The organism is Sphingobacterium sp. MYb388 (assembly GCF_037479535.1).
GTDB classification, from domain to species: Bacteria; Bacteroidota; Bacteroidia; order Sphingobacteriales; family Sphingobacteriaceae; genus Sphingobacterium; species Sphingobacterium anhuiense.
Genome location: NZ_JBBGYV010000007.1, coordinates 206,197 through 231,495 on the forward strand (window position 1 = coordinate 206,197; position 25,299 = coordinate 231,495).

General features: G+C 37.4%; 21 protein-coding genes and 1 tRNA gene. 16 read left to right on the plus strand and 6 right to left on the minus strand.

The features are described from left to right. Positions 1–3 precede the first annotated feature (3 nt). Both WH188_RS20110 and WH188_RS20115 read right to left on the minus strand, forming a co-directional pair. Complete coding sequence (locus tag WH188_RS20110) at positions 4–228, minus strand: DUF1456 family protein (RefSeq protein ID WP_232789260.1); 225 nt, start codon at positions 226–228, stop codon at positions 4–6. Positions 229–559: 331 nt separating this feature from the next. Beyond that, positions 560–877 carry a hypothetical protein gene (locus tag WH188_RS20115; RefSeq protein ID WP_156169723.1) on the minus strand — a complete coding sequence of 106 codons (318 nt, stop codon included), beginning with the start codon at positions 875–877 and terminating at the stop codon, positions 560–562. A 314-nt stretch (positions 878–1,191) separates the two neighbouring features. Between WH188_RS20115 and WH188_RS20120 the strand changes: the two genes are divergently transcribed. The 6 genes from WH188_RS20120 (at position 1,192) to trxB (ending at position 7,710) form a co-directional block, all read left to right on the plus strand. Further along, the gene (locus tag WH188_RS20120; protein ID WP_168126401.1) at positions 1,192–2,196 is read left to right on the plus strand and encodes an NAD(P)H-dependent glycerol-3-phosphate dehydrogenase; all 1,005 of its coding nucleotides are present in this window, start codon (positions 1,192–1,194) and stop codon (positions 2,194–2,196) included. Between the two features lie 6 nt (positions 2,197–2,202). Continuing rightward, the gene (hemF, locus tag WH188_RS20125) at positions 2,203–3,102 is read left to right on the plus strand and encodes an oxygen-dependent coproporphyrinogen oxidase (protein ID WP_168126402.1); all 900 of its coding nucleotides are present in this window, start codon (positions 2,203–2,205) and stop codon (positions 3,100–3,102) included. A gap of 19 nt (positions 3,103–3,121) precedes the next feature. Then, complete coding sequence (locus WH188_RS20130) at positions 3,122–4,375, plus strand: M16 family metallopeptidase (RefSeq protein ID WP_153197844.1); 1,254 nt, start codon at positions 3,122–3,124, stop codon at positions 4,373–4,375. After that, entirely contained in the window at positions 4,365–5,669 is a 1,305-nt protein-coding gene (locus WH188_RS20135; protein ID WP_168126403.1) for a M16 family metallopeptidase, read from the plus strand. The genes WH188_RS20130 and WH188_RS20135 overlap by 11 nt, the downstream gene beginning before the upstream one ends. A 92-nt stretch (positions 5,670–5,761) precedes the next feature. Next, a complete protein-coding gene (locus WH188_RS20140) occupies positions 5,762–6,712 on the plus strand; it encodes a 3'-5' exonuclease (RefSeq protein ID WP_021190300.1) in 951 nt (316 codons plus the stop codon). A 47-nt stretch (positions 6,713–6,759) separates the two neighbouring features. Continuing rightward, the gene (trxB, locus tag WH188_RS20145) at positions 6,760–7,710 is read left to right on the plus strand and encodes a thioredoxin-disulfide reductase (protein WP_021190301.1); all 951 of its coding nucleotides are present in this window, start codon (positions 6,760–6,762) and stop codon (positions 7,708–7,710) included. Positions 7,711–7,781: 71 nt separating this feature from the next. Here the strand turns inward: trxB and rnhA are convergent, their stop codons facing one another. After that, positions 7,782–8,285, minus strand: a complete 504-nt coding sequence (gene rnhA, locus WH188_RS20150; RefSeq protein WP_021190302.1) for a ribonuclease HI — start codon at positions 8,283–8,285, stop codon at positions 7,782–7,784. 107 nt (positions 8,286–8,392) lie between these two features. Here rnhA and WH188_RS20155 point away from each other — a divergent pair, with 107 nt between their 5' ends. The 10 genes from WH188_RS20155 to WH188_RS20200 all read left to right on the plus strand — a co-directional run bounded on the left by WH188_RS20155 (position 8,393) and on the right by WH188_RS20200 (position 19,969). Next, positions 8,393–10,234 carry an alpha-L-fucosidase gene (locus tag WH188_RS20155; protein ID WP_168126404.1) on the plus strand — a complete coding sequence of 614 codons (1,842 nt, stop codon included), beginning with the start codon at positions 8,393–8,395 and terminating at the stop codon, positions 10,232–10,234. Positions 10,235–10,276: 42 nt separating this feature from the next. Continuing rightward, a complete protein-coding gene (locus tag WH188_RS20160; RefSeq protein ID WP_156169724.1) occupies positions 10,277–10,723 on the plus strand; it encodes a hypothetical protein in 447 nt (148 codons plus the stop codon). Between the two features lie 14 nt (positions 10,724–10,737). Then, on the plus strand, positions 10,738–11,439 hold the full coding sequence (locus tag WH188_RS20165) for an SIR2 family NAD-dependent protein deacylase (protein ID WP_168126405.1): 702 nt from the start codon (positions 10,738–10,740) through the stop codon (positions 11,437–11,439). Positions 11,440–11,616: 177 nt separating this feature from the next. After that, a complete protein-coding gene (locus tag WH188_RS20170) occupies positions 11,617–13,242 on the plus strand; it encodes a beta-N-acetylhexosaminidase (protein WP_168126406.1) in 1,626 nt (541 codons plus the stop codon). 10 nt (positions 13,243–13,252) lie between these two features. Further along, positions 13,253–14,755 (plus strand): alpha-L-fucosidase, encoded by a 1,503-nt coding sequence (locus WH188_RS20175; RefSeq protein ID WP_168126407.1) that lies wholly within the window; start codon positions 13,253–13,255, stop codon positions 14,753–14,755. Positions 14,756–14,841: 86 nt separating this feature from the next. After that, a complete protein-coding gene (locus WH188_RS20180; protein WP_132767765.1) occupies positions 14,842–15,966 on the plus strand; it encodes a DUF2891 domain-containing protein in 1,125 nt (374 codons plus the stop codon). 4 nt (positions 15,967–15,970) lie between these two features. Next, complete coding sequence (locus WH188_RS20185; protein WP_165905818.1) at positions 15,971–16,831, plus strand: energy transducer TonB; 861 nt, start codon at positions 15,971–15,973, stop codon at positions 16,829–16,831. A gap of 129 nt (positions 16,832–16,960) precedes the next feature. Next, the gene (gene htpG / locus WH188_RS20190) at positions 16,961–18,850 is read left to right on the plus strand and encodes a molecular chaperone HtpG (protein WP_132767769.1); all 1,890 of its coding nucleotides are present in this window, start codon (positions 16,961–16,963) and stop codon (positions 18,848–18,850) included. A 115-nt stretch (positions 18,851–18,965) separates the two neighbouring features. Beyond that, positions 18,966–19,039: transfer RNA gene (locus tag WH188_RS20195), tRNA-His, on the plus strand. Between the two features lie 243 nt (positions 19,040–19,282). Further along, positions 19,283–19,969, plus strand: a complete 687-nt coding sequence (locus WH188_RS20200) for a hypothetical protein (protein WP_132767771.1) — start codon at positions 19,283–19,285, stop codon at positions 19,967–19,969. A 139-nt stretch (positions 19,970–20,108) separates the two neighbouring features. Here the strand turns inward: WH188_RS20200 and bglX are convergent, their stop codons facing one another. The 3 genes from bglX to WH188_RS20215 all read right to left on the minus strand — a co-directional run bounded on the left by bglX (position 20,109) and on the right by WH188_RS20215 (position 25,291). Continuing rightward, entirely contained in the window at positions 20,109–22,397 is a 2,289-nt protein-coding gene (gene bglX / locus WH188_RS20205) for a beta-glucosidase BglX (protein ID WP_132767773.1), read from the minus strand. Positions 22,398–22,430: 33 nt separating this feature from the next. Next, on the minus strand, positions 22,431–23,777 hold the full coding sequence (locus tag WH188_RS20210) for a glucoamylase family protein (protein WP_021188400.1): 1,347 nt from the start codon (positions 23,775–23,777) through the stop codon (positions 22,431–22,433). 86 nt (positions 23,778–23,863) lie between these two features. Further along, positions 23,864–25,291 carry a RagB/SusD family nutrient uptake outer membrane protein gene (locus WH188_RS20215; protein ID WP_021188399.1) on the minus strand — a complete coding sequence of 476 codons (1,428 nt, stop codon included), beginning with the start codon at positions 25,289–25,291 and terminating at the stop codon, positions 23,864–23,866. Positions 25,292–25,299 lie beyond the last annotated feature (8 nt).

Consider the following 25,299-nt stretch of genomic DNA (forward strand, 5'->3'; position numbering starts at 1 on the left):
ATATTATGCCTTCTGGTCATTATTTTTAGTTCGAGGGCCACGGTTATAGATTATTAATCCATTTAAGAAGTTCCGAAGTAACTGGTCTCCGCAAGGTTTGAAATTTGGATGATCTTCTTTACGAAATATGGCACTTAATTCCGTTTTCGTTGCCCTAAAATCGACTAACGCTAATACATTAATAATGTCGTCGTCCGTGAATTTTAAAGCTACTCGAAGCTTTTTCATGATATCATTATTGCTCATCTTATAAATATGTTACCTTAAAATTTTCTATATTTTATTATTCGTGCCCAAGCCAAAACGCTGTTAGAAATGAATATTCCTGTCAAACTTAGATATATTTGTCTTATTATACAATTATAATTACAGCTTATATTAACATAAATATCGGTTCTTTACGACCAATAATAATTATTTCTTGTGCGAAATCTCTAATATGTAAGTCTATATGAATGGATTGAGCAACATTCAAGAGTAAATCATAATCAATACTACTGTAACTATAATTGCCCTGAAGTGTAAGGCAGACCTTAATTTAAATATTATGCACAGTATTTTAGTTATCCTTAGACTTTACAAATAAAAGATATGCAAGTCGTTGTTGTGTAAAATCAGCACTTGGATAAATATCGCGTATAAGGTTTTTACAATCTTCGGCACAGCAGCCGGTGTCTAGCCGAGCGATGTATTCAGTGATATCTTCTAGATTGATGTATTTGATTGCCACAAGAGTGGCGCAACCTTTACTTTCTTCATTTAATGTAATCTCAAATACTTGCCCAGTCTTATACCGTTCATTGGGCATCCGTAATGTGGTAAATGCCTCGCAGTCCAATTTATTATTCCAGTTTTTTGAAAAGTTAATGTGTTCCATTTTGGTATTAGCGAGTAGTTATAGTGATATGACTATTTGTGTAGTCCGTCTTTCAATACAAATATAGGTACATACGGGTATGCTTTAAAATTTGGTCATTTATTCTTTTAATAATATTTAGCTATCACATTACGATTTAAATGAATACTTATATAAGTAATCATGATCGCCAAATAACATGTCTTGGTGAGTCTGTTGGAATTTCGTCAAAAATAACGTATTTTAAGGCATAATATACCAAGTTAGGGTTCAGGTGAATGTTAATTATTATATAATTAAGTATATTTGCTCAAACTGTCTAGTAACAAAATTTAATGCAAAAAAATAGAGTAGGGCTTATTGGTAGTGGTAGTTGGGCTACAGCAATGATTAAAATGCTGGGTGACAACGTCGTTGAAAAGGATATACATTGGTGGGTCCGTAAACAAGAAGATGTTGACTATATCAAAAAGCATAAAAAAAATCCAAGTTATTTAAGTGCTGTTGAAGTAAAACTGGATACAGATCATATTTCAACAAATGCAAGAGAAGTAATTCAGGTGTCAAATATTATTATTTTGAATACACCTGCCGCTTACTTGAAAGCAGCCTTAAAGGATGTGACAAAAGCAGATCTGGAAGGAAAAATTATTGTTTCTGCCATAAAAGGTATCGTACCAGATGAAAATCTGATTATTGGCGATTATTTACAGGAGGTATACGATGTCTCTTTGGAGAATATTTTAGTTGTCGGTGGACCGTGTCATGCTGAAGAAGTTTCTTTGGAGAAACTATCTTATTTGACTTTTGGTTCCAAATCTGAAGAAAATGCTAACTTAGTGGCATCTTTACTGGAATGCCGGTATATAAAAACAATCATTTCGGACGATGTGTATGGGATTGAGTATGGTGCTGTATTGAAAAATATTTATGCATTGGCGGGAGGAATATGTCATTCGTTAGGCTATGGCGATAATTTTCAGGCGGTTTTAATCTCAAATGCAATCCGCGAGATGGAAACGTATGTCGAGACCATTGATCCAAATCCTCTTCGCGATATTAATAAATCGGCGTATTTAGGCGATCTTTTGGTAACAGCATATTCGCAGTTCAGTAGAAACAGAACTTTTGGAGCGATGATCGGAAAAGGCTATAGTGTACAGTCTGCCCAGCTTGAGATGAATATGGTAGCAGAAGGTTATTATGCTTCTGCATGTATACAGCATTATATGCGTAAGCATCAGATTGCCTTACCTATCTGTGAAGCCGTTCACCAAATCTTATACCAGCATAAATCTGCTGCAACAATCATAAGCCAACTGGCTGAAAAATTAAGTTAATTCAAGATGATCGATAGATTAAAAATCGCTGAAACTTATAAAACAATTCAGGACGAGATATGTCAAGCACTTGAAAAGCTTGATGGTACCGCTAAATTTGAAGAAGAAATTTGGGAACGTGATGGCGGCGGCGGTGGCCGTACAAGGATTATGCAGCATGGCAATATCATTGAAAAAGGTGGGGTGAATTTCTCTGCTGTGCATGGAAAATTGCCGGAAATGATCAAGAAATCATTTGGTGTCGATGAAGATGAATTTTTCGCTACAGGTGTATCAATTGTTATTCATCCAAACAATCCATTCGTTCCTATTATCCACATGAACATCCGTTATTTCGAATTGAATGATGAAATTCGGTGGTTCGGCGGAGGCATTGATCTTACACCGCACTATGTTATTGAAGAAGATGCACAATTTTTTCATCAGCAGTTGAAAAACGTATGCGATATCCATCACCAAGATTTTTACAAAGATTTCAAAAAATGGGCAGATGACTACTTCTATGTACGCCATCGTGAAGAAACACGTGGTATAGGTGGGGTTTTCTATGATAAACTAACACCTGAAAAAACAGGTCTGTCATTTGAGGAAATTTTTCAGTTCTCATGTGACCTTGGACGTACATTTGCACCAACATATACCGAGCTGGTAAACAAAAATCGCCATAAAGACTATACAGAACACCATAAAAACTGGCAATACCTCCGTAGAGGAAGATATGTTGAATTTAATCTTGTTTGGGATTCAGGAACGAAATTTGGTCTTGAAACTAATGGACGTATCGAATCCATTTTAATGAGTTTACCGCCACAGGCAAATTGGGCCTATGATTTTCAACCAGAAGAAGGCTCGGAAGAAGCCAAAACACTTTCTCTTTTGAGAAAAGATATCAATTGGATACAATAAATTAATTTAAATAACCTGAATGGTTTCTTATCAGAAATTTGAACTAGAAAATGGTCTTCGCGTACTTGTTCATGAAGACAATAACACAGCAATGGCCTGTGTCAATATACTGTATGATGTCGGTGCGCGGGATGAATCTCCAGACCAAACGGGATTTGCACATTTATTTGAACACTTGATGTTTGGTGGATCAGTCAATATTCCCGACTATGATACACCTTTGCAACGTGTGGGCGGTGAAAACAATGCTTTTACCAGTAACGATATCACCAATTACTACATCACGCTACCTTCTTCAAATCTAGAAACGGCATTGTGGCTGGAATCAGACCGTATGCTGAGCCTTTCTTTCTCTGAACAAAGTTTGGAAACACAAAGAAGTGTTGTATGTGAGGAGTTTAAGCAGCGTTACCTCAATCAACCCTACGGTGATGTATGGTTGAAATTAAGACCCTTAGCTTACCAAGTACATCCGTATCGCTGGGCAACTATCGGAAAAGAACTTAAACATATTGAAGATGCAAAAATGGAAGATGTAAAAGCATTTTTCCAGAAGCATTATACACCACAGAATGCCATTATGGTTATTGCAGGTGATGTTAAGTTTGAGGAGATCAAAACACTGGTAGAAAAATGGTTTGCAGATATTCCTGCAGGAAATAAATACATGAGAAATTTACCTCAAGAACCAAAACAAATAGCAGAGCGTAGGGAAGTGGTAGAGGCTGATGTACCACTTGATAGTTTGTTTATATCTTTTCATGCACCTGCACGTATGGATGAAAACTACCATGCAATGGACTTAGTATCAGATCTACTGTCTCGAGGATCATCTTCTCGTCTATACCGTCGTTTGGTTAAAGAACAGGAACTATTCAGTGAGATCAATGCCTATGTGATGGGAAGTATCGACCCCAATTTATTCTTAATTGAGGGAAAACCATCAGACGGCATTAGTCTGGAACAAGCAGAGGAAGCCATCTGGAAAGAACTGGATATCTTAAAATCTACACCTGTTCCGGCAGAAGAGCTTGAAAAAGTGAAGAATAAGATTGAGTCTACACATGTATTTGCCGAATTGTCGATCTTGGATAAAGCCATGAATCTCGCATATTATGAGCTACTTGGTGACGCCAATGAATTAAACAATGAAACAGCCAAGTATTTGGCCGTTCAATCGGAGCATATACAGCAACAGGCAAACGAAATATTTAGAAAAGAAAACGCATCTATATTGTATTATAAATCAAAGGAGGTGGCAAATGCTGAATAGAGCAGTAGCACCTGAAGCCAAACCGATTGGTGATATTCATTTAAAAAGCCCAAAAGTACTTGCTTTCAACAATGGAATTCCTGTTTATGTCTTTCATTCGCCTGATCAAGAATTGGTACGCATTGAGTGGATTTTTAATAATGTCTTCAATGAAGATGAAAATCCGCTACTAAATAGTGCCCTAAGCGCTTTGTTAAAGGAAGGAACAAAAAACTATAACAGCGCTGAGATTGCGGATAAAGTCGACTTCTATGGGGCTTTTCTAATGCCAGAATACGGATTTGATATCACTTCGCTGACATTGTACACATTAAATAAACATAGTAATGTGTTATTACCTTTGATCAAGGAGATTTTAACAGAATCAGTTTTACCGCAGAAGGAACTGGATACCTATCTCAGAAACAATAAGCAAAAGCTTCAGGTTTCTCTTCAGAAAAACGATTATTTAGCGAGAAGAACCTATTATAATCATGTTTTCGGTTCGGGAAACCGTTATGGAAAAACGCCCTCTTTAGAAGAATATGATTTGATTTCTAGAGATGCTTTAATCGATTTATACCATAAGCAATTTACTCCATCTAATTGTCGTTTAATTATTTCCGGTAATGTATCTGAATCTTTGCTTCAAGAGCTTAGCTTATATTTTGGTGATCAATGGCTGGCTACAGACGAGGTACCATTGACCGAACCGAATTTAACTGCAGATACAGGACAATTGATTTATGACGAAAGAGCAGAGGCATTGCAATCTGCCATACGTATCGGTATGCCGAATATAAATCGTAACCATGTGGATTATCCCGCTTTGCAATTTGTAAATACGTTACTGGGCGGTTTTTTCGGGTCAAGGCTCATGCGTAACATTCGAGAAGAAAAAGGCTATACTTACAGTATCGGTTCAGCTGTGGGTTCTTTAAAATATGGAGGTTTTCTGACTATTGCGACAGAGGTTGGTGTAGATGTAACCGATGCGACATTGACGGAAATCGAAAAAGAAATTGAAATTTTAAGAACAGAATTAGCGACTATAGAGGAATTGGACTTAGTGAAAAATTACCTCTCAGGATCTATGCTAGGTTCTTTAGAGAGTATTTTTTCACATGCAGATAAGTTTAAAAATGTGCTACTTGCTAACATGGATTTGACTTACTATGACCATTATATGAATGAAATCAATGCGATGACTCCTGAAAAAGTAAAGGAAATCGCTATTCAGTATTTTGACTATAGTAAGATGATTAAAATTGTGGTTGGAAAAATGAAAACCCTAGAATTAGTCTCTGAATTGTAATTAAAGGCTGACAATAAATAATAAATCATTCATACTTTGTATTTTTGTTGTATACAATGATGTATGGAACAATTTAATAAATAAAATTCGTAATGGAATTGAAACTCAAGAAACCTTTAGCATTCTTTGATTTAGAGACTACAGGAATCAATATCTCAGCAGATAGAATTGTTGAAATATCAATATTAAAGGTGTTGCCTAATGCTGAGGAGCAAGTATATACGAAGCGGATTAACCCGCTTATGCCTATTCCTGCAGAATCATCCATGTTCCATGGTATCTATGACGAAGATATTATAGACGCGCCAACATTTCAAGCGATTAGTCAAGAAGTAGCAGATTTTATTGGTGACGCAGATTTAGCGGGTTATAACTCCAATAAATTTGATATCCCTATGCTGATGGAAGAATTCCTACGTTCAGGAGCTGATTTTTCGTTGGAAAATCGTGTTTTTGTTGACGTACAGAATATTTTTCATCAAATGGAACAACGTACTTTGAAAGCTGCTTATAAATTCTATTGCAATGAAAGCCTAGAAAATGCACACAGTGCAGAAGCAGACGTAAGAGCTACATATGAAGTTTTGAAAGCACAGTTAACCAAGTATGAAGGTGCTGTGTATGAAGATAAGCATGGTAAACAATCTGTACCTGTTGTAAATGACGTCGAAGCATTGTCAGATTTTACTAATATGACAAAACCAGTGGATTTTGCAGGACGGATTGTGTACAATGAAGACGGAGTAGAAGTCATTAATTTTGGTAAACATAAAGGACGTCCGGTTACAGAGGTTTTTGATGTAGAACCAAGTTACTATGCGTGGATGCAAAATGGCGACTTCCCACTTTATACTAAGAAATGTTTAGAAATAATCTGGAACCGTCATCGCTCAGCTAAAAAAGCAGCAAAATCAACAGAACCCATTCACGCGGCTGAAGATAAGAAGCAAGCTAAAAAAGAATTTCAAAAGCAAGAAAATAAAAGCCAAGCAACAGCGATCACAAATGATATGTTAGCAAGTCTAAAAAATAAATTTGGTTAGGTCATAGTACTCGTTAATTAGAAAACAATATTTTATAAAATAATATTATGTCTCAAGAAATAGAACACCTACAGTGTTTAATAATTGGTTCAGGACCCGCAGGATATACAGCAGCGATTTATGCAGCCCGTGCTGATATGAAACCTGTTATCTATACAGGGATGGTACCGGGCGGTCAGTTGACGCAGACAACAGAAGTGGATAACTTTCCTGGATACCCAAAGGGGATTACAGGACCGATCATGATGGAAGATCTACGTATGCAAGCAGAACGTTTTGGTACTGATGTCCGTTTCGGATATGCAACTAAAGTTGATTTTTCTGGTCCGGTACATCAGGTTGAAATCGACGGAATTAAAACTGTTACTGCAGATACAGTAATCATCGCTACAGGTGCAACAGCAAAATGGCTAGGACTTGATAGCGAACAAAAGTATAATGGTTTTGGTGTATCTGCATGTGCAGTATGTGACGGTTTTTTCTTTAAAAACCAAGAAGTAGCGATTGTAGGTGCTGGTGATACGGCAGCTGAAGAGGCTACCTATTTAGCAAAATTATGTTCTAAAGTACATATGTTGGTGCGTCGTGATGAATTTAGAGCTTCTAAAGCAATGGTTCACCGCGTGATGAATACACCAAATATCGAAGTACATTACAATTCGGAAACCAAGGAAATCTTAGGTGACGGTCAAGTGGTAACAGGTGTTCGTGTTTTAAATAACAAAGATCAATCTGAAAAAGTATTGGATGTAACAGGATTTTTTGTTGCTATTGGACACAAGCCAAATACAGAACTTTTCAACGGTATCTTAGATATGGATGAAACAGGTTATTTAATTACACAGCCAAATACGACGGCAACGAATATTCCAGGTGTATTTGCTTGTGGAGATGTACAGGATAATGTATACCGCCAAGCAATTACAGCTGCAGGAACTGGTTGTATGGCTGCTTTAGAAGCAGAGCGTTATCTAGCCGCTAAAGAGGATGTTGCGTAAATAATACGTAATCACATAAAAAGGCCAGGAAATTATTCCTGGCCTTTTTTATACCATATTCTTTAAAAATTTTATAGCTGAGCTTTAGCTTCTTCCATTTCATATACTGAATCAATCTTCCAAGAAGATTGATCTTTAGAAGCTTTTACAGCCAACTGGTCACACCGCTCATTTAAAGGATGGCCAGCATGCCCTTTTACCCATACTAATTTAACCTGATGTAGTTTGTATACCTGCATCAATCTTATCCAAAGATCTTTATTTTTCTTTCCTGCAAATCCTTTTTGAATCCAACCATATACCCATTTCTTGTCGATGGAATCTATAACATATTTGGAATCTGAATAGACTGTAACCTTTTGGTTGAGATTTTTTAAAGCTTCTAGACCAACTATTACCGCCATCAGCTCCATGCGATTATTAGTGGTCTTACGATAACCACCAGAAAACTCTTTCTCAATCAGTTTACCTTTATACGCTTCATTATCACCCGTATAAACTGTCCTTAATATCGTACCGTAGCCACCTGGTCCTGGATTACCGCTCGAAGCACCATCCGTGTATAATTCAATCATCAGTACAAAGATAAATTATTAAGCCAAAAAACCGACTTTAAGTTTGAATTGAACGAATAAATTCTTACTTTTCACCTTTTTAAAACCTGATATTTCAATAAGTAACTATGATTCGGAAGAAGTCAATATTAGCAGTGTTGTTTTTAGCGCTTTCTAGCTACAACGTTTTTGCACAAGAAACTAAAAACAAGAATGAGGACGTAAAAAAAATGGAATGGTTTGAAGATGCAAAATTAGGCATTTTTATCCATTGGGGAATTTATTCGGTTAAGGGGGTTTCTGAATCTTGGGCTTTTTTCAATAACTATATCAGTCATGAAAATTACATGAAACAACTTGGTGGTTTTACAGCCAACCAATATCAACCGGAAGAATGGGCAAAATTAATTCAGGAATCCGGAGCAAAGTATTCGGTCATTACAACACGTCATCATGATGGTGTATCTCTTTGGGATAGCAAATCGAATAATGCAATTACAACAGCGAAAGATGCTACTGCTAAAAAGGATGTTCTGACGCCTTTTGTATCGGCACTTCAGAAGAAAGGTCTTAAAACCGGATTGTATTACTCATTACCAGATTGGAGTCATCCAGATTATGATGTCAATACGAGAATAAAAAAACGTTATAACGTAGGCGATGATGCCAATCGGTGGAATAAGTTTGTTAATTACTATCAGGGACAGTTAGCAGAATTGTCTAAAGCATATAAGCCAGATCTAATTTGGTTTGATGGCGATTGGGAACACAATGATCAGGAATGGCGTGCAAAAGAAACATTGACGCAATTGCGTAAGTATAATCCAAATATCATTATCAATTCCAGACTGAATCAACATGGTGACTATGATACTCCAGAGCAGGGTATTCCGGTTGTAAAACCTGAAGCACGCTATTGGGAGCTCTGCTATACCATGAATGACTCTTGGGGATATCAGCATTTTGACCATCATTATAAAACTCCAAACATGATCGTCCGTACTTTGGTAGATTGTATTTCAATGGGCGGAAATCTTTTATTGGATATTGGCCCCAAAGCCGATGGGACAATACCTACAGAACAGGTGCAGATCTTGAAAGAATTAGGAAGATGGACTTCTAAACATAAAGATGCGATCTACGGAACGCGTGCAGGAGTGCAATCTCGGTTTTGGAATGATAAAAATGCTTTTTCTAAAGATGGAAAAACATTATACATCTACTTGGATAACGTAAAAGATAAATTAGTTTTACAAGGTCTGAAAACCAAACCTGCTTCAGTTAAATTTGTTGGAAACCCAGATAAGATAGATTATCAGTATGATGACTATACACTGGAATTAAATCTACCTACAGCTAATTTCGATCCAGCTGTAACTGTTGTAGCCATTACCTTTAATGAGAAGCCAGCTATTGATTTGGAAAGAAAAGAAGTGAGTTATACTGCTTATGAAATTGCAGGCCAAAGTCAAGTAGCGCATGCAATTGCAACAATTAGTAAATCTACAGCCATAGGATCCAATTTGTTTAAAGACAAGATCAGTGCAGACGGCGATATATTAGATAAAAACTTAAAATTTACAGCTGCCGAAATTAAAGAGTGGGTAACGAAAAATGCAGAAATCTTACATGATGCTGAAGCTGGAATTGCTGATGGACACTACGCGGGATTAAGTGCACTATCTAAAGATAAGCAGACACTTTATCTTTTCGTTGAAGGAACTCCAACGGGGCCTATTGCATTAAAGGGGCTTAAGAATACCATAGCACGTATACGCATCGTAGGTGAAGGTTCTATGATCGGACATGATATATTCAATAAATTATACTGGAGCTCGACACCAGGTATTGTGTATATTGATGTTCCCAAAGAACGGATCGATAAAAACATGACAATAATTGCTGTTTTATTAGATAAACCAATTGAATTGTATCGAGAGCACGTAGGAGCTATTGAAAGTAATTTATAAATTTGTAAAGAGGCAATTAAAAATGCCTCTTTTTTTATGACTATGAAATTTTTATTACCACTGTTATTTTTACTACTGCTAATTTCCTGTAATAACGGAAACGGAAGTAAAGCGCAAAAGCAACGTGCCGATTCACTTGCCCTGGAAGTGGTAGAGCAACGCTTGGATATTAGAGATCTCGCAAATTCCGATCATTTCATGTATTATGAGGATAGCCAAGCTCAAAATACAACTGATATAAAGAAACTTACTGGAATCGAAAAAATAAAAGCTAAGGTAGTGGCTTATCGGATCTATAAGAATCTGAGTTTGGAAAACAACCGTTATGTTTTTAAAGCCAAATCTCCCTTAGAATTGCATATACCGAATAAAATTTTTGTGAGTTTTGAAAGAGCATTTTTAACATCCAACAATAGTGTCATTAGCAGCAAAGACTCAATTAAACTACAGTTGCCAACAAATTTCCAAGATTCGGTATTAACTTGGTAATAGATAAAAAAGATATGAAGAAAAAAATCATCGTATTTACCGGAGCCGGTATCTCAGCAGAAAGTGGTATAAAGACATTTAGAGATGCCGATGGCTTGTGGGAGGGCCATGATGTCGAGGACGTTGCTAGTATTGATGGCTGGTACCGTAATCCCAAACTTGTTCAAGATTTTTATAACATGAGGCGACAAGTCGCTATGCAGGCTAAACCGAATGCTGCACACCAAGCTTTAGTTGTTTTGCAGAAATCATTTGATGTACAGATTGTGACGCAAAATGTAGATACATTACATGAACGGGCAGGTTCTGATCATGTGCTTCATTTGCATGGAAGATTAGATCAAGCTTGCTCATCGAAAGATAAAAGGTTAATCTATCCAATCGACGGTTACGAGATCAAAATGGGTGACCTATGTGAAAAAGGTTCTCAATTAAGACCTGATATAGTATGGTTCGGTGAGGCAGTTCCAAATATGGAGACCGCCATTTACATGGCACGAGAGGCCGACATAATGATTGTTATCGGGACCTCTTTGGCAGTATATCCAGCTGCTGGTTTGGTCGATGTCATAGCTCCGACCTGCGATTTATATGTTGTTGATAAACAAATTAACACATCGCGGATACCCAAAAGAGCCAGTACCATAGAAAGTACTGCATCGGAGGCAGTTCCATATCTGGTTGCCCAGCTCATAGAGCGATATACTACTTTGTAAGCAATTCATTACGCTAACGTTTTCGTTGTTTGCACAATCGTTTGCATCCTCGATATTCCCTGAGATGATCCGCAAGAAGCATATATTTAAATTTTATAAATCGAATTAATACGTTGTTCTTTCTGACCACACCTTGAGAAAATCAAGGCGTAGTCGTGATAGGTTTAATAAAATTTTATGATCACAAAAAAACTGGGCAAAGCAGCAGCATTTATCGTCTTGCTTACGATTAACTATAGTGTTACGAAAGCACAGCTATCCCTAATTCCAAAACCAGATTTTATACAGATTAGGGACGGGCTGTATTGCTTTCCTTCATGTAGTAAAATACAGATTGGAGATAAGGAGTTTGACGCTGTAGGTCGATATCTGCAGAAGCAGCTTTTATCAAAATTTGGTTATACAGGACTTGTTCATCATGATAAGAAGACGGTTTCAAACATTCGATTTGTTCATAAGGAAAATCTTGAAATTGAGGAATATGAAATTAAGACAGATAGCAATACGTTAATTATTTATGCAAGCTCTCCTGCAGGAGCTACTTATGCAGTAAGCTCGCTTTTGCAGGTATTGAGCTTTGGAAAAAAATCAACATCGGGAATCAGTGTAAATATTTTTGAGATCAAAGATAAACCTGCATATGTATGGCGAGGTTTTATGTTAGATGAATCACGTCACTTCTTTGGAAAAGAAAAAGTGAAATCAATTTTAGATTGGATGGCATTTTATAAGCTCAATAAGTTTCACTGGCACTTAACTGATGAGCCTGCTTGGCGGTTAGAAATTCAAAAATATCCACTTCTATCATTGATCGGTGGGGTTGGCTCCCAGACTGATCCATATGCTCCCGCGGCCTATTATACGCAGGCAGACATTACAGAGATTGTAGCTTATGCACAAGAAAGGAGCATCGAAGTCATTCCTGAAATCGATATGCCCGGCCATGCCACAGCGGCAAATCGAGCTTATCCCCAATTAAGTGGTGGTGGAAATGATAAACACCCAGATTTTACTTTTCATCCGGCGAAAGATATAACGTATTCTTTTTTAACTCAGGTGTTGAGCGAAACAAAAGCGCTGTTTCCTTCTTCGGTAATACATCTAGGGGGAGATGAAGTATCATTTGGCAGTGAGGCATGGAATTCAGATACCAAAGTGCAGGATTTGAAGCAGAAACATCATCTCAATGATAACAAGGCGGTAGAAAATTACTTCATGCGTCGCATGGCAGATTCGCTAAAAACAATGGATGCCACTTTGCTTGCCTGGGATGAAATGGTAGATGCCGATTTATCAAAAGAGAAAACTATATTCATGTGGTGGCGACATGATAAACCTGAACAGTTAAAAGAAATATTAAAGGCTGGCTATAAAACAATACTGACACCAAGATTACCGCTTTATTTTGATTTTGTACAGGAAGAATCACATAAGTATGGACGAAAATGGGGAAAGCTATACAATCCTTTGGAAAATGTTTATAATTTTTCTCCGGATAATTACGCTTCGTTGACCACCGAGAAAAATCAAATCTTAGGCATTCAGGGTAATTTATGGACAGAAACAGTTATCAATACCAATCGATTGGACTATTTAACTTTTCCACGATTAGCCGCTTTGGCGGAGGTCGGATGGACAAAAAGTTCAAATAAAAATTACGTGCAATTTTCAGAATCATTAAAAAAACATTTGAACTTGTACCGTGAAGCAAATTTATACTACTACGATCCATTTACGAATGCACATCCTGAACCTGTGGTGATAAAAAAGACACAACGTGCTTATATTGATAATCCTGAATAACCAACTAAATATGAATAACTTATTAAAAAAGTCTGTACTTGCTGTGGCATTGTTAGCTACAGTTAATTCAATACAGGCACAATGGACTGGACCTAAAATTAAATCAACAGAAATCAAAGAAATTAAGTATGGACCGTTGTCACCTGCCAATCGGACAGATGAGGCAATGGTTGCATTCCGCAATTATGGATTAGGTCAATTTATACATTGGGGTCTCTATGCAATACCGGGTAATGAATGGGAAGGAGTGAGTGCCCGTGGTGGTGCAGCAGCATCCGAATGGATCCGTTCATGGAGAGGATCATCAGCTCCAAAAGATTGGGTGAATACGTACGACAATCTTTACAAACAATTTAATCCCAAAGATTTTGACGCAAAGCGTTGGGCAAAGCAGGCAAAAGACATGGGAGCAAAGTATGTAATTTTTACGACAAAGCACCACGATGGTTTCGCGATGTGGCCAACCAAATATTCCCCTTATAATATCAGTAAAACACCCTATAAAAAAGATATAGTCAAAGAGGTAGTAGATGCTTATACTGCAGTAGGTATCGATGTTTACCTTTATTTCTCTGTATTAGAATGGAACAATCCAGATTACATGGGTAAAGAACCTAAAACGGAAGAGGAAAAGAAAAAGTTTGATAAATTCTTGAAATATACTAGAAATCAGTTACTGGAGTTGATGACAAATTATCCACAGATGAAAGGATTTTGGTTTGATGGCACTTGGGATCAGTCTTGGATAAAGTCTTATGATTTTACTTATAATCTTGAAAAAGAACTTCGGGAAAAGCACCCTGGTCTTATCATCGGCTCCCGTTTCCGAAATGATGAATTTGGGAAACGTCATTTTGATTCAAATGGTCAGATGTTGGGCGATTATGAACAAGGTTGGGAACGCAAATTGCCGGGAGATATTACTTGGCTAGAGGGACGTGATTGGGATTGTGTGATGACAATTCCACCAAACGGCTGGGGATACATGAAAGATTGGTCGGGTATTTATACCAAAACGACAGACGATATTATCGATATGCTGACCTATTCAGCATCCCTAAGTGGTAATTTTGTTTTAAATTTCGGTCCAGATGGCCAAGGAAATATGCATCCTGAGGAAGATAAAATAGCAAAAGAGCTTGGTGAATGGATGAAAATAAATGGTGAAGCAATTTATGGAGCCAAACATGCTGGGATGACCACTTCTAAACTAGGATACTTCACTAAAAAAGCTGATAACTTATACCTCACAGTTTTCAACAGGCCCGTCCACAATATTGTCCGGATATCTGTGCCCAAAACTGCGACAGAGGTTCCTGTGTCTGCCACGTTATTAGCGAATGGACAAATGTTAGAGGTGCGTCATTCAGATCTTGGTATTGATCTCGATAAAAACACCTATTATGACGTGCTATTGCCCAAAAGTTTCCAGTCGAATCAAGCGTTTGTCATTAAAATGAAAACCGGCGCACCTAAAGGAAAAGCAGAGAAACTAATGGATGCTAAGATGTAAAATCTATTATAAACGTCTAAAAAAGCCAAAATTTAATGATTTTGGCTTTTTTTTATTACTTTTAAAAATCAATTAATGCACCGCAAATGTTCAAAATATTAGTTACCATTTTTACTTGTACTGTTTTATTGTCATGCAACAATAACAACAAAAATCAAGGAACAACTTCTCAACAAACAGAAACAGAAAATAGCACAGAAGGAAAAAATCAACAGGTCGTACTGGATTCTACTGAAGCAAAAAGGATATTGGCACTGCCGTTACATTGCCTTGAACAGGAGTATCCAAATAAATTGGGGCAGGTCATCGGATCTGCTAAGGATCTAAAATCACCAAAACAATTACATCCCATTTTTTATGGCTGTTTTGATTGGCATTCATCCGTTCATGGTTATTGGTCCATCGTTAAAATATTGAAAACATTTCCTAATCTTAGTGAAAGTAAGCAGGTGAGACTGATCTTGAACGATAAAATAACTAAAACGAATGTTGATCAGGAAATTGCTTTCTTTCTAGACAGTAATAACACAAGCTTCGAACGCACCTATGGATGGGCGTGGCTCTTGCAGTTACAGGCTGAATTATTGACTTGGAATGATGCTGAAGGGAAACAGTGGGCCACAGCATTGCAACCTTTGGCAGATCTGCTCGTAAAACGCTACGAGGGGTACTTGCCTAAACTCGTTTACCCAATTCGTTCGGGACAGCATGATAACACCGCTTTTGGATTTACCTTATCAATGGATTATGCGAAGGTAACGCAAGATACAGCTTTTCAAAATTTAATTACACAACATGCAAAGCGCCTTTTTATAAACGATAAATCCTGCTCGCTCGCATATGAACCAAGTGGTAGCGACTTTCTTTCTCCTTGCTTAGAAGAGGCATTGTTGATGACAAAAGTTTTAAATGATGACGAATATAAAAAATGGCTAAAAGGCTTTATGCCTGATTTGTTTGTTAAAGAGTTTAAGTTAGAGCCGGGTATTGTTAAAGACCGTACGGATGGTAAGCTTGTTCATTTAGATGGACTGAATTTTAGCCGTGCAACTTGTCTAAATGGCATCGCGACAAAATTACCGGAATTAAATCATTTACATCAACAGGCGAATAACCACCTCACTTACTCGTTGCCAAATATCAGCAATGATGACTATATGGGCTCGCATTGGTTAGGAACTTTTGCATTATATGCTATTACACATCAGTAAGTTTATGATCAAGTTTATTTTTTCGATTATAATCGCATTGAGCATGATCAGTTCATGTAGCCCGATTTCTTTAAATAAGAAGGAGAGTGCTGCCGATGTTGTCGATCAGCATCCTTTACCACCTAAAGGTATGGATGAATTTATGCGCTATATTGGAGATAATTTTCATTATTCTAAGGAGATGATCGATAATCAAATTTCAGGTTTGGTGGAGATCTCATTTGTGGTTGAAAAAGACGGATCAATAGTCGACATGAAAGTTGAAAAAGATCTGGGGTTTGGTACGGGGGAGGAAGGAATACGGCTCATCAAAGAATATGGCAATTGGAAACCTGGTTATCAAAAAGGTAAACCCGTCAGAGTAGCCTACACACTTCCGATACGTTTAAATTTAATGGAAACTTCTGAAGCACCGTTGATTAATGAATCTATTAAGACGATATTTGATATGCCCTTATCGTGGAAAAAAGATGAAATCATCGGATTCGTAAATCAGAAGAAATTGTCCGTTCATGATCAAGGTCATACTGTTTTTGTTCCCAATTATAAATTCAAAGATCTAACAGCCAATTTTTTTGGAATTCGCGCTTCAGACGAAAAAAAGGTCGATGAGTTTGCACTCATGTATAAATTTTCTAATGATGGAAAAGACGAGATAATCTCTAATTACAATCGTTTTTTGCAAGAATTGATACTCCTTTATGGAGAACCTTCGCTTATAAAATTTAGGAAAATAGATCAGGATACCGATTTGAACCAATTGGAAGCAAATCCTGTTATTTGGAACTGTACAAATGCAGTAATTTCAATAGCATTTGATAAAAATGCAAATGAATTGTTGACGACAATAAAAAATAAAGATTAAGTCAAGCAATGAACAGCCCTGATATTGTCATTTTAACTTAAAATATGACATCTTGTCTCAAATTGACTGTTTGGAATATAGATTGATGTTTAACTGTGAAATCAATTAGCAATTAAATATAAAATATATATGAACACAGAAAAAGGATCTATTTCAATCCACACGGAAAACATTTTTCCTGTCATTAAAAAATTCTTATACTCTGATAATGAGATCTTCTTACGCGAGTTAGTTTCAAACGCGGTAGATGCTTCTCAAAAAATAAAGCGCTTAGCTTCATTAGGTCAATACCAAGGTGAAGTGGGTGATTTATTAGTTGATGTAAAACTTGATGAAGCAGCAAAAACGATTACCATTTCGGATAATGGTATCGGTATGACAGCTGACGAGATTAAAAAATACATCAATCAAGTTGCCTTCTCAGGTGCAACTGAATTTATGGAAAAATTCAAAGAAGCAAATGATGCAAATGAAATCATCGGTCGATTTGGATTAGGTTTCTATTCCGCATTCATGGTTGCTGATAACGTTGAAATCGAAACATTATCTTACCAAGATGGGGCAGAAGCTGCGCATTGGACATGTGATGGTAGTACTTCGTATGAAATTTCTGAAGGTACACGTACGACACGTGGTACTGATATCATTTTACACATTAATGAAGAGTCTTCAGAATTCCTAAGTCAATCGCGTTTACAGGAGATCTTGGACAAATATGCGCGTTTCCTTCCTGTAAATATCCGCTTCGGAACGAAAACAACTTCTGAACCAGATGGCGAAGATGAAGAAGGAAAACCAAAATATAAATCTGTTGAAGTTGATAACATCATCAACAACACAAGCCCAGCTTGGACCAAAGCTCCATCTGAACTGACAGATGCAGACTATTTGGCTTTCTATAAAGAGTTGTATCCATATTCAATGGACGAACCATTATTCTGGATCCATTTAAATGTTGATTATCCATTTAATTTAACCGGAATTTTATACTTCCCGAAAATTAAAAATGAATTAGAAATTCAACGTAATAAAATCAAATTATACTCACGTCAAGTATTCATTACCGACGAAGTAAAAGATATTGTTCCTGAATTTTTAATGTTGTTACATGGTGTAATCGACTCACCGGATATCCCGTTAAACGTTTCAAGAAGCTTCTTGCAGGCAGATAGTAACGTGAAAAAGATCAACAATTATATCACTAAAAAAGTAGCTGATAAGTTGCAGGAAATCTTTAAAACGGATCGTAAAGGTTTTGAAGAAAAATGGAATGATATCGGTCTATTTATCAAATATGGTATGTTGAGCGATGAGAAATTTGCTGAAAAAGCAAATGAATTCTGTTTATTGACCAATACAAATAAAGAGAACTACACAATTAAAGAGTATTACGAAAAAGTAAAAGATATTCAAGTTGATAAAGATGGAAATATCATTTATTTATATACCCATGATGCTGCTCAACAAGATAGCTTTATTGCTACAGCAAAAACAAAAGGCTATGATGTATTGGTTTTAGACGGACCTCTGGATACGCATATCACTTCTTATTTGGAACAAAAAGGAGGTGAAAAGGTACAGTTGAAACGTGTAGATGCCGATGTCATCGATAAGTTGATTCAAAAAGATGAGAAGCAAGAATTGTCAATTTCTGAAGAAGAATCTAAACAAGCCTTATCAATCTTTGAAAAAGCAATCAGCCGTCCTGACATGAAAGTTGAAGTGGATGCCTTATCTGCAGAAGAATTACCAGTATCAGTAACGATCGATGAATTTATGCGTCGTATGAAAGATATGGCCAAAACCAATGGCGGTATGAACTTTTACGGTAACTTACCTGATAACTATAAGGTAACGGTAAATGGTAACCACCCACTGGTAAAACGCATTTTATCAAGTACTGAAGAAGAAGGTGCACAATTGGCAAAACAAGCGTTTGACTTGGCTTTATTATCACGCGGTTTGTTAACAGGTGCTGCATTAACATCATTCGTGAAACGCAGTGTTGAGATGATCTAATAAAAATTAAAAAATAATAGCTTAATCCTCATTACGATACGTTGTAATGAGGATTTTTTGCTTAAAAACATTTGGAGTATATCAAATAAAATTCTACTTTTGTAGCACAAACACGGTAGATGTAGCTCAGTTGGTTAGAGCATCGGTTTGTGGTACCGAGGGTCGTGGGTTCGAGCCCCATCATTTACCCAAAAGGCGAAAGATTTATCTTTCGCCTTTTCTTTTTTTAAACTTTTATGATACTCAAAATCCGATATAAACGATATGTTTGTAAATGCACTCGAGTGGTTTAATTCTTGCATTGCTATACTTAAGGTTATGATTTGAAACTTAGTATTAAGAATGGTTATCTTTATTACGAAAGATTGTAGCCGTTTCTAATAAGTAACTAATTCGACAACCAGCAATTATAAGTGATTAGTATCCGATATTATGAAAGAATTCATTAATAAAAATCCAAAACTGATATTTGTCATACCATTAGGTATTTTTCTGCTTCTTGGAATCCTGCTATTATTTTTCGCCGTGAAATATCCAGAAAATGTACCGGTCTATGGATGGATTACCATTATCCTGTTTGTACTTTTGCCAGCGATCTGTATTTATGGTTTTATATTTGGTTTCCACTTATCTGAAAAACAACAGCGATCTAGTGAAGCACATCGGAATATTATCACTTATTCAAAACAAGAAATTTGGATTCATAAGCCCATAGTTGACGGCACCTATAGCATTAATTGGTCTATTATTGACAAGATCGTCTATTTCGATTATCCCGGCGATGATCATGCTTATTATACCTTTTATCTGAACGATTTCCCTGAATTTATTAAAAATGAGAAGCAATGGTGGTTAAATAGACTATTTCCGGTGAATGTAAAGATGAGAAAGTTTACTCTTTATAATGATTGTCAAAATTTTTATGATTTACCGGAGAAGTTAAACGAATATTTAAATGTGGTTACTGATATTGATTTTGCAGATCCGCGTAAAGGAATACTCATATCGAAGAAAGAGATCTATAAATCTGGATATACTGAAACGATTGAACATTGGCAGCCGAGTCGTGATATCAAATGGGAGAAAATTTTATTTCAAAGATCTGACAACAATGCGTAGGAGCGAAGAGCGAAACGTTCGAAATGGTAGATCATTTACTACCCTATAAGATTAACAATAAAGATCGATGAAGGCTTAATAAAATAAAAAAGGAGCTATCCGGTTAAAGATAACTCCTCTAATATAAGGGGAAATGATATTATTTTAATTCAAATTTAGTAGCTAAAAGATCCTGCGAATTTTTACCGATAAATAAGGTGAAATCTCCCGGTTCAGCGACAAACTTGAGATCGTTATTATAGAATTTTAAATCTTCTTCCGAAACAGTAAAAGTTACGACTTTAGATTCTCCAGCTTTTAAGAATACTTTTTGAAAACCTTTTAATTCTTTAACAGGACGTGTAATTGAACCAACCAGATCTTTAATATAAAGTTGAACAACCTCTTCACCGTCATATTTACCCGTATTACGCAACGTCACCGATGCTTGGATGGATTGTCCAGCTTTAAAAGAAGACGTATCCAATTTCAGATCTGAATAATCAAATGTTGTATAACTCAAACCATATCCAAATGGATAAAGCGGGCTATTGATCACATCAATGTAGTTAGATCTAAATTTTTGGAAAGAACCACCTTCTGCTAATGGTCTTCCAGTACTTTTATGTCCATAATAAATAGGTAACTGACCAACATTTCTAGGGAAAGTTGCCGTTAATTTACCTGAAGGGTTAACATCTCCAAATAATACCTCAGCTACAGCAGCTCCAGTTTCAGATCCACCAAACCATGCATTTAAGATAGCAGGAACATGTTCATCTTCCCAAGTTAAAGTCATCGGTCTTCCTGCAAACAAAACTAAGACAACAGGTTTTCCTGTTTTTAATAGCGCTGCTAAAAGACGTTGTTGAATAGCCGGAATACCAATCTCTGTACGGCTAGAACTTTCACCGGACATCTCCGAAGATTCACCTAATGCTGCTACAATCACATCTGCTTGAGCAGCAGTTTGTAACGCTTCAGCAATAATATCCGACTCAGGTCTATTATCTCTAGGGATCGTACGTCCAAACATGGTAGCATGTTCTTGATAAACAGGGTCTTCAAGTAAATTTGAACCTAAATGTGTAACGATCTTCACTTGGTTGCCCAATACCGACTGCATACCCTCAACCAAAGAAGGGGTATTCACTAAGTCAGAGCTTACTGACCATGTGCCCACCATGTTCGCACGTGTATTCGCTAATGGACCTATTACAGCAACTGTACCTTTTTTCTGTAAAGGAAGAAGCTGCTTGTCATTCTTTAACAAGACAAATGATTTAGTAGCCGCATCACGGGCAACTTTAAGATTTGCAGGCGTCAGTAACTCGGTTTTAGCACGATCTTCATTACAGTAACGGTATGGATCCTCAAATAAACCTAATTTATATTTAGCCTCTAATACTAAACGGCATGCGCGGTCTATATCAGGTTGAGAGACTTTCCCTTCTTTTAAAGATTTTTTTAAGGTATTTAAAAAACCTTCAGAAATCATATCCATATCCACGCCTGCTTTTAACGAAAGTGCAGATACTTGTTGTAAATCTCCTAAACCATGATCCATCAGCTCTGCAATACCGGTATAATCTGTAACCACCATACCGTTGAATCCCCATTCCTTGCGAAGAACATCAGTTACTAACCACTTATTAGCTGTTGCCGGGATACCATTGATATCATTGAAAGATGTCATAACTGTACCTGCACCAGCTTCTACAGCCGCTTTGTAAGGAGGGAAGTATTCATTGTACATGCGGTGCAGACTCATATCTGTGGTGTTGTAATCTTTTCCAGACTCCGCTGCACCATACAAAGCCCAGTGCTTCACACAGGCCATCATGGTATTGATTGCTTTTAAGTCATTGCCCTGATAACCTTTAACCATCGCGCTTGCAATCTGTGAGCCTAAGTAAGGGTCTTCTCCGGAACCTTCCGAAATTCTTCCCCAACGGGCATCACGAGAGATATCGACCATAGGAGAGAAGGTCCAGTTGATTCCATCTGCAGTAGCCTCTTGGGCTGCGATACGTGCAGTTTTTTCGATTAGAGGGATATCCCACGTAGCTGAAAGACCTAATGGAATTGGAAAAGTAGTTTTATAACCATGGATGACATCTAGACCGAAGATCATCGGTATTTTAAGTCTTGTTTTGTTGACAGCAAGTTCTTGAGCAGCACGAATTTTTTTAGGTGTAGTCATAGAAAAGATTCCGCCAATTTGACCAGCAGCAATTTTTGCTTCAACTCCAGTACTGGCAGTGGCACCTGTGGTCACCTCGCCTGCAGTAACTAGATTCAGCTGGCCAATTTTTTCGTCAACTGTCATTTTTTTCATCAGTTCTGAAACAAACTTATCCATTTTGGGATCTTGTTTGTGCGCCGGCTGTGTGAATGCCAGAGTCGGAACTAATGCAACAGCGACTAATAGGGAAGTCCATTGTTTCATGTTCTAGTAGTTATTTGTATGTGAATAAAATGCTTATAGATTCGGACCTTTAAAACCTAAGTTCTTCAATCCTGCTTTAACTTCGGGAGCCTGCATAAATAAATTCCAGATCAATCCAGTTCTGTAATTTTCAATCATGACAACAATAGGTCCCTGGTCAATTGCTAGATAACGCTGTGGATACCAGTTTTCTGTTTCTGAAAAAGCATCATAAAATCCATATTTACCAAAAAGCTCTGCACCTTTTTGTTCATAAAAATAGCGCATCGCTTGCAAACTCTCTTTAGGAGCATATGGAATTGATGATAGCGCTGCTGTAGGAGAAATAACACCTTTATCATTATCAGGATGGTGAGCATCGTATCCCTTTACAGAATAGCTCGCGGTCAATCCCCATGAGTTTTCGCCATATCCTTTAAATTGATGAGGATTTTGTTTAGCGTATTCAATGTTAATTTTAGTGTGATTAACGTTCACTTTCCAGTAATCAGCATATTCATCTTGTAAGCCCTTCGGATTTAAACCTAAGTAGGAGTAATGAGACCAGAATAGTGGACCGACAGCATTTTCAGGTGCATTGTGTTTTAGCACCAGTGGAATTCCAAACTTCTCAGCACTGGATACGATTGCACCACTTCTTGCCCAACCTTTATGATAAGTGGAGGCAGGGATTGGATGTGTCGGTGAGCTCGCGCCCAGCACATAGCTGATCAAGCATTCATCATAACCCTGTATCGCATGATTCATACCCCAACCATGTGTTGGACTCCAGTGCCAGTACAGAACATCTTTGCCATTGCGAAAGAAATTCCAATCAATACCTTTCCAAAGTGCGTCTGCTTTTTCAGCGACTTGTTTTTGTTGGTCGTTTCCATTTTGGTAATACTCACGTAGACAGATTAAGGCCTGGGCCATAAAAGCAGTTTCTACGATATCGGCAGCATCATCCTGATTTCCAAAAACCTTCGATTTTCCAGTAGGACCATCGATCCAGTGTGACCATGCGCCATGGTAACGATCGGCTTTTGCCAGAAAATCGACAATGCGATCAAACCTTTTAGTCGCTTCTTCAGCAGAGATAAAACCACGTTCGGCAGCTACGATTGTAGCCATTATACCAAATCCGGATCCGCCGACAGTGACAACATTAAAATCATTCAACGGATATTGACCATCGATATGGATTCTTTCCCTTGCCATTCCCGAATTAGGTTCTGCACCTTCCCAGAAATAGTTGAAGGTTTGCTTCTGTACCAAAGTCATTAAAGAATCATCAGAAATACTGGTCTTTTGCAAGGTCTGAGGTGTTTTACACGCAGTAATGCTTGTACCAATTAAGATTAAGCCTAAGATAAGCTTGGGATTAAATTTTAATTTCATAGTAGAGTAAGTAGAGCGATGGATATTAAAGAACTGGGACTTAGTGCTAATAAGTCCCAGTTTCGATGTTTTATTAAGATGTTGGCTTAAAAACCAGGATTTTGCACCATATCTGGTGTTTGTGTTAATTGTTCATATGGAATTGGGAACAAATAGTTTTTGTCGGTGAATGTTTTTCCATCCGCTTTCATAGCTTCAGAGGCTTGTTTCGTACGAACTAGATCAAACCAACGATCGTGCTCAAAAGCTAATTCTAGACGGCGTTCCTTCCAGATTGCTTTGCGCAAGTCCGCTTGATTGATCGCTGTGGTATTAGGCAATTTAACCCGAGTACGAATGGTATTAAGAGCAGCTGTCGCTTCTCCGGTGTTGCCCATTTCATTAGCTGCTTCTGCTAAGATCAAATATACCTCGCCTAAACGTAAATAGCGTACATTTTTATCCCCATCAGCCGCACCTGCATTTGCCGATGAGTATGCTTTCTCATTGTACATTGGATTTTCAACTCCTGTTCCAACAACACGGCCATCCCACAAAGTTTCTCCACGGAAGATAATGGTCGCGTCGCGACGGATATTATCTTTTTCCGCATTAAATGCGTTTAACAAATTCTCAGATGGTGTGTTGAATCCCCAGCCCCAGCCGGTAACACCACGTGCACCCTGTACTTCAGAATATTGTTGAACACCATGTGCAATCGCTTCTCCACGCGCCTGGAATTCAAAGATCGACTCGGTACCATTCTCAGAACTTGCGCGCCAAAGAACTTCGTACTTCGATTCCAAACCATATTGACCGGAGTTAATCACTTCTTTCGCTAACGTGTAGGCCTCATTCCAATTTTGATTGTATAAATATACTTTTGATAATAAAGCTTGCGCGGCGCCTTTGGTAGCACGACCCAGATCTTTAGATTCATAAGCAGATTTTAAAGGCAAAGCGTCTATAGCCTCTCTTAGATCTTTAATGATATAAGCATAAACATCAGCTTTAGGCGCACGAATTATTAAATCCTGCTCTTGGATAGGGACATCACCCCAGCCACGCACTAAATAAAAATAATTTAAGGCGCGTAAAAACTTAGCTTCACCGATTAATCTATTTTTATAAGTTGCATCTTCTATCGTTGATGATTGAGTCACTTCAATAGATTGCGTGGCACGTCCGATTGATTTATACCAATGTGACCATAATGCTCCAAAGGAACCGGATGAACTTGTATACTCTAATCTGTCGATTTCTTGTTTGTCACCTCCTGGATCGGTTGGAGAAGAGCCTTTGTCGGCATTATCAGAAAGCATATCCGTAATCGCAACATAAGAAAAGGAGTAATTCCAGTCTGTAAACATACCGTAGATTGCATTCACATAACCCTCCGGTGTGAACGCTTGTTCCTTATCAGCTTCTTCTACAATTTCTTGAGAAGGAACATCTAAAAATGCTGAATCTTTACAGGCAGACATGCTCAAACCTGCTGTTAAAATTAAGGCTATATGTAATTTGTTAAATTTCATGATTTTTA

Coding starts and splice junctions, on each gene's coding strand:
- WH188_RS20110 (WP_232789260.1), bottom strand. CDS start 228: ATGAAAAAGCTTCGAGTAGCTTTAAAATTCACGGACGACGACATTATT.
- WH188_RS20115 (WP_156169723.1), bottom strand. CDS start 877: ATGGAACACATTAACTTTTCAAAAAACTGGAATAATAAATTGGACTGC.
- WH188_RS20120 (WP_168126401.1), top strand. CDS start 1,192: ATGCAAAAAAATAGAGTAGGGCTTATTGGTAGTGGTAGTTGGGCTACA.
- hemF (WP_168126402.1), top strand. CDS start 2,203: ATGATCGATAGATTAAAAATCGCTGAAACTTATAAAACAATTCAGGAC.
- WH188_RS20130 (WP_153197844.1), top strand. CDS start 3,122: ATGGTTTCTTATCAGAAATTTGAACTAGAAAATGGTCTTCGCGTACTT.
- WH188_RS20135 (WP_168126403.1), top strand. CDS start 4,365: ATGCTGAATAGAGCAGTAGCACCTGAAGCCAAACCGATTGGTGATATT.
- WH188_RS20140 (WP_021190300.1), top strand. CDS start 5,762: ATGGAATTGAAACTCAAGAAACCTTTAGCATTCTTTGATTTAGAGACT.
- trxB (WP_021190301.1), top strand. CDS start 6,760: ATGTCTCAAGAAATAGAACACCTACAGTGTTTAATAATTGGTTCAGGA.
- rnhA (WP_021190302.1), bottom strand. CDS start 8,285: ATGATTGAATTATACACGGATGGTGCTTCGAGCGGTAATCCAGGACCA.
- WH188_RS20155 (WP_168126404.1), top strand. CDS start 8,393: ATGATTCGGAAGAAGTCAATATTAGCAGTGTTGTTTTTAGCGCTTTCT.
- WH188_RS20160 (WP_156169724.1), top strand. CDS start 10,277: ATGAAATTTTTATTACCACTGTTATTTTTACTACTGCTAATTTCCTGT.
- WH188_RS20165 (WP_168126405.1), top strand. CDS start 10,738: ATGAAGAAAAAAATCATCGTATTTACCGGAGCCGGTATCTCAGCAGAA.
- WH188_RS20170 (WP_168126406.1), top strand. CDS start 11,617: ATGATCACAAAAAAACTGGGCAAAGCAGCAGCATTTATCGTCTTGCTT.
- WH188_RS20175 (WP_168126407.1), top strand. CDS start 13,253: ATGAATAACTTATTAAAAAAGTCTGTACTTGCTGTGGCATTGTTAGCT.
- WH188_RS20180 (WP_132767765.1), top strand. CDS start 14,842: ATGTTCAAAATATTAGTTACCATTTTTACTTGTACTGTTTTATTGTCA.
- WH188_RS20185 (WP_165905818.1), top strand. CDS start 15,971: ATGATCAAGTTTATTTTTTCGATTATAATCGCATTGAGCATGATCAGT.
- htpG (WP_132767769.1), top strand. CDS start 16,961: ATGAACACAGAAAAAGGATCTATTTCAATCCACACGGAAAACATTTTT.
- WH188_RS20200 (WP_132767771.1), top strand. CDS start 19,283: ATGAAAGAATTCATTAATAAAAATCCAAAACTGATATTTGTCATACCA.
- bglX (WP_132767773.1), bottom strand. CDS start 22,397: ATGAAACAATGGACTTCCCTATTAGTCGCTGTTGCATTAGTTCCGACT.
- WH188_RS20210 (WP_021188400.1), bottom strand. CDS start 23,777: ATGAAATTAAAATTTAATCCCAAGCTTATCTTAGGCTTAATCTTAATT.
- WH188_RS20215 (WP_021188399.1), bottom strand. CDS start 25,291: ATGAAATTTAACAAATTACATATAGCCTTAATTTTAACAGCAGGTTTG.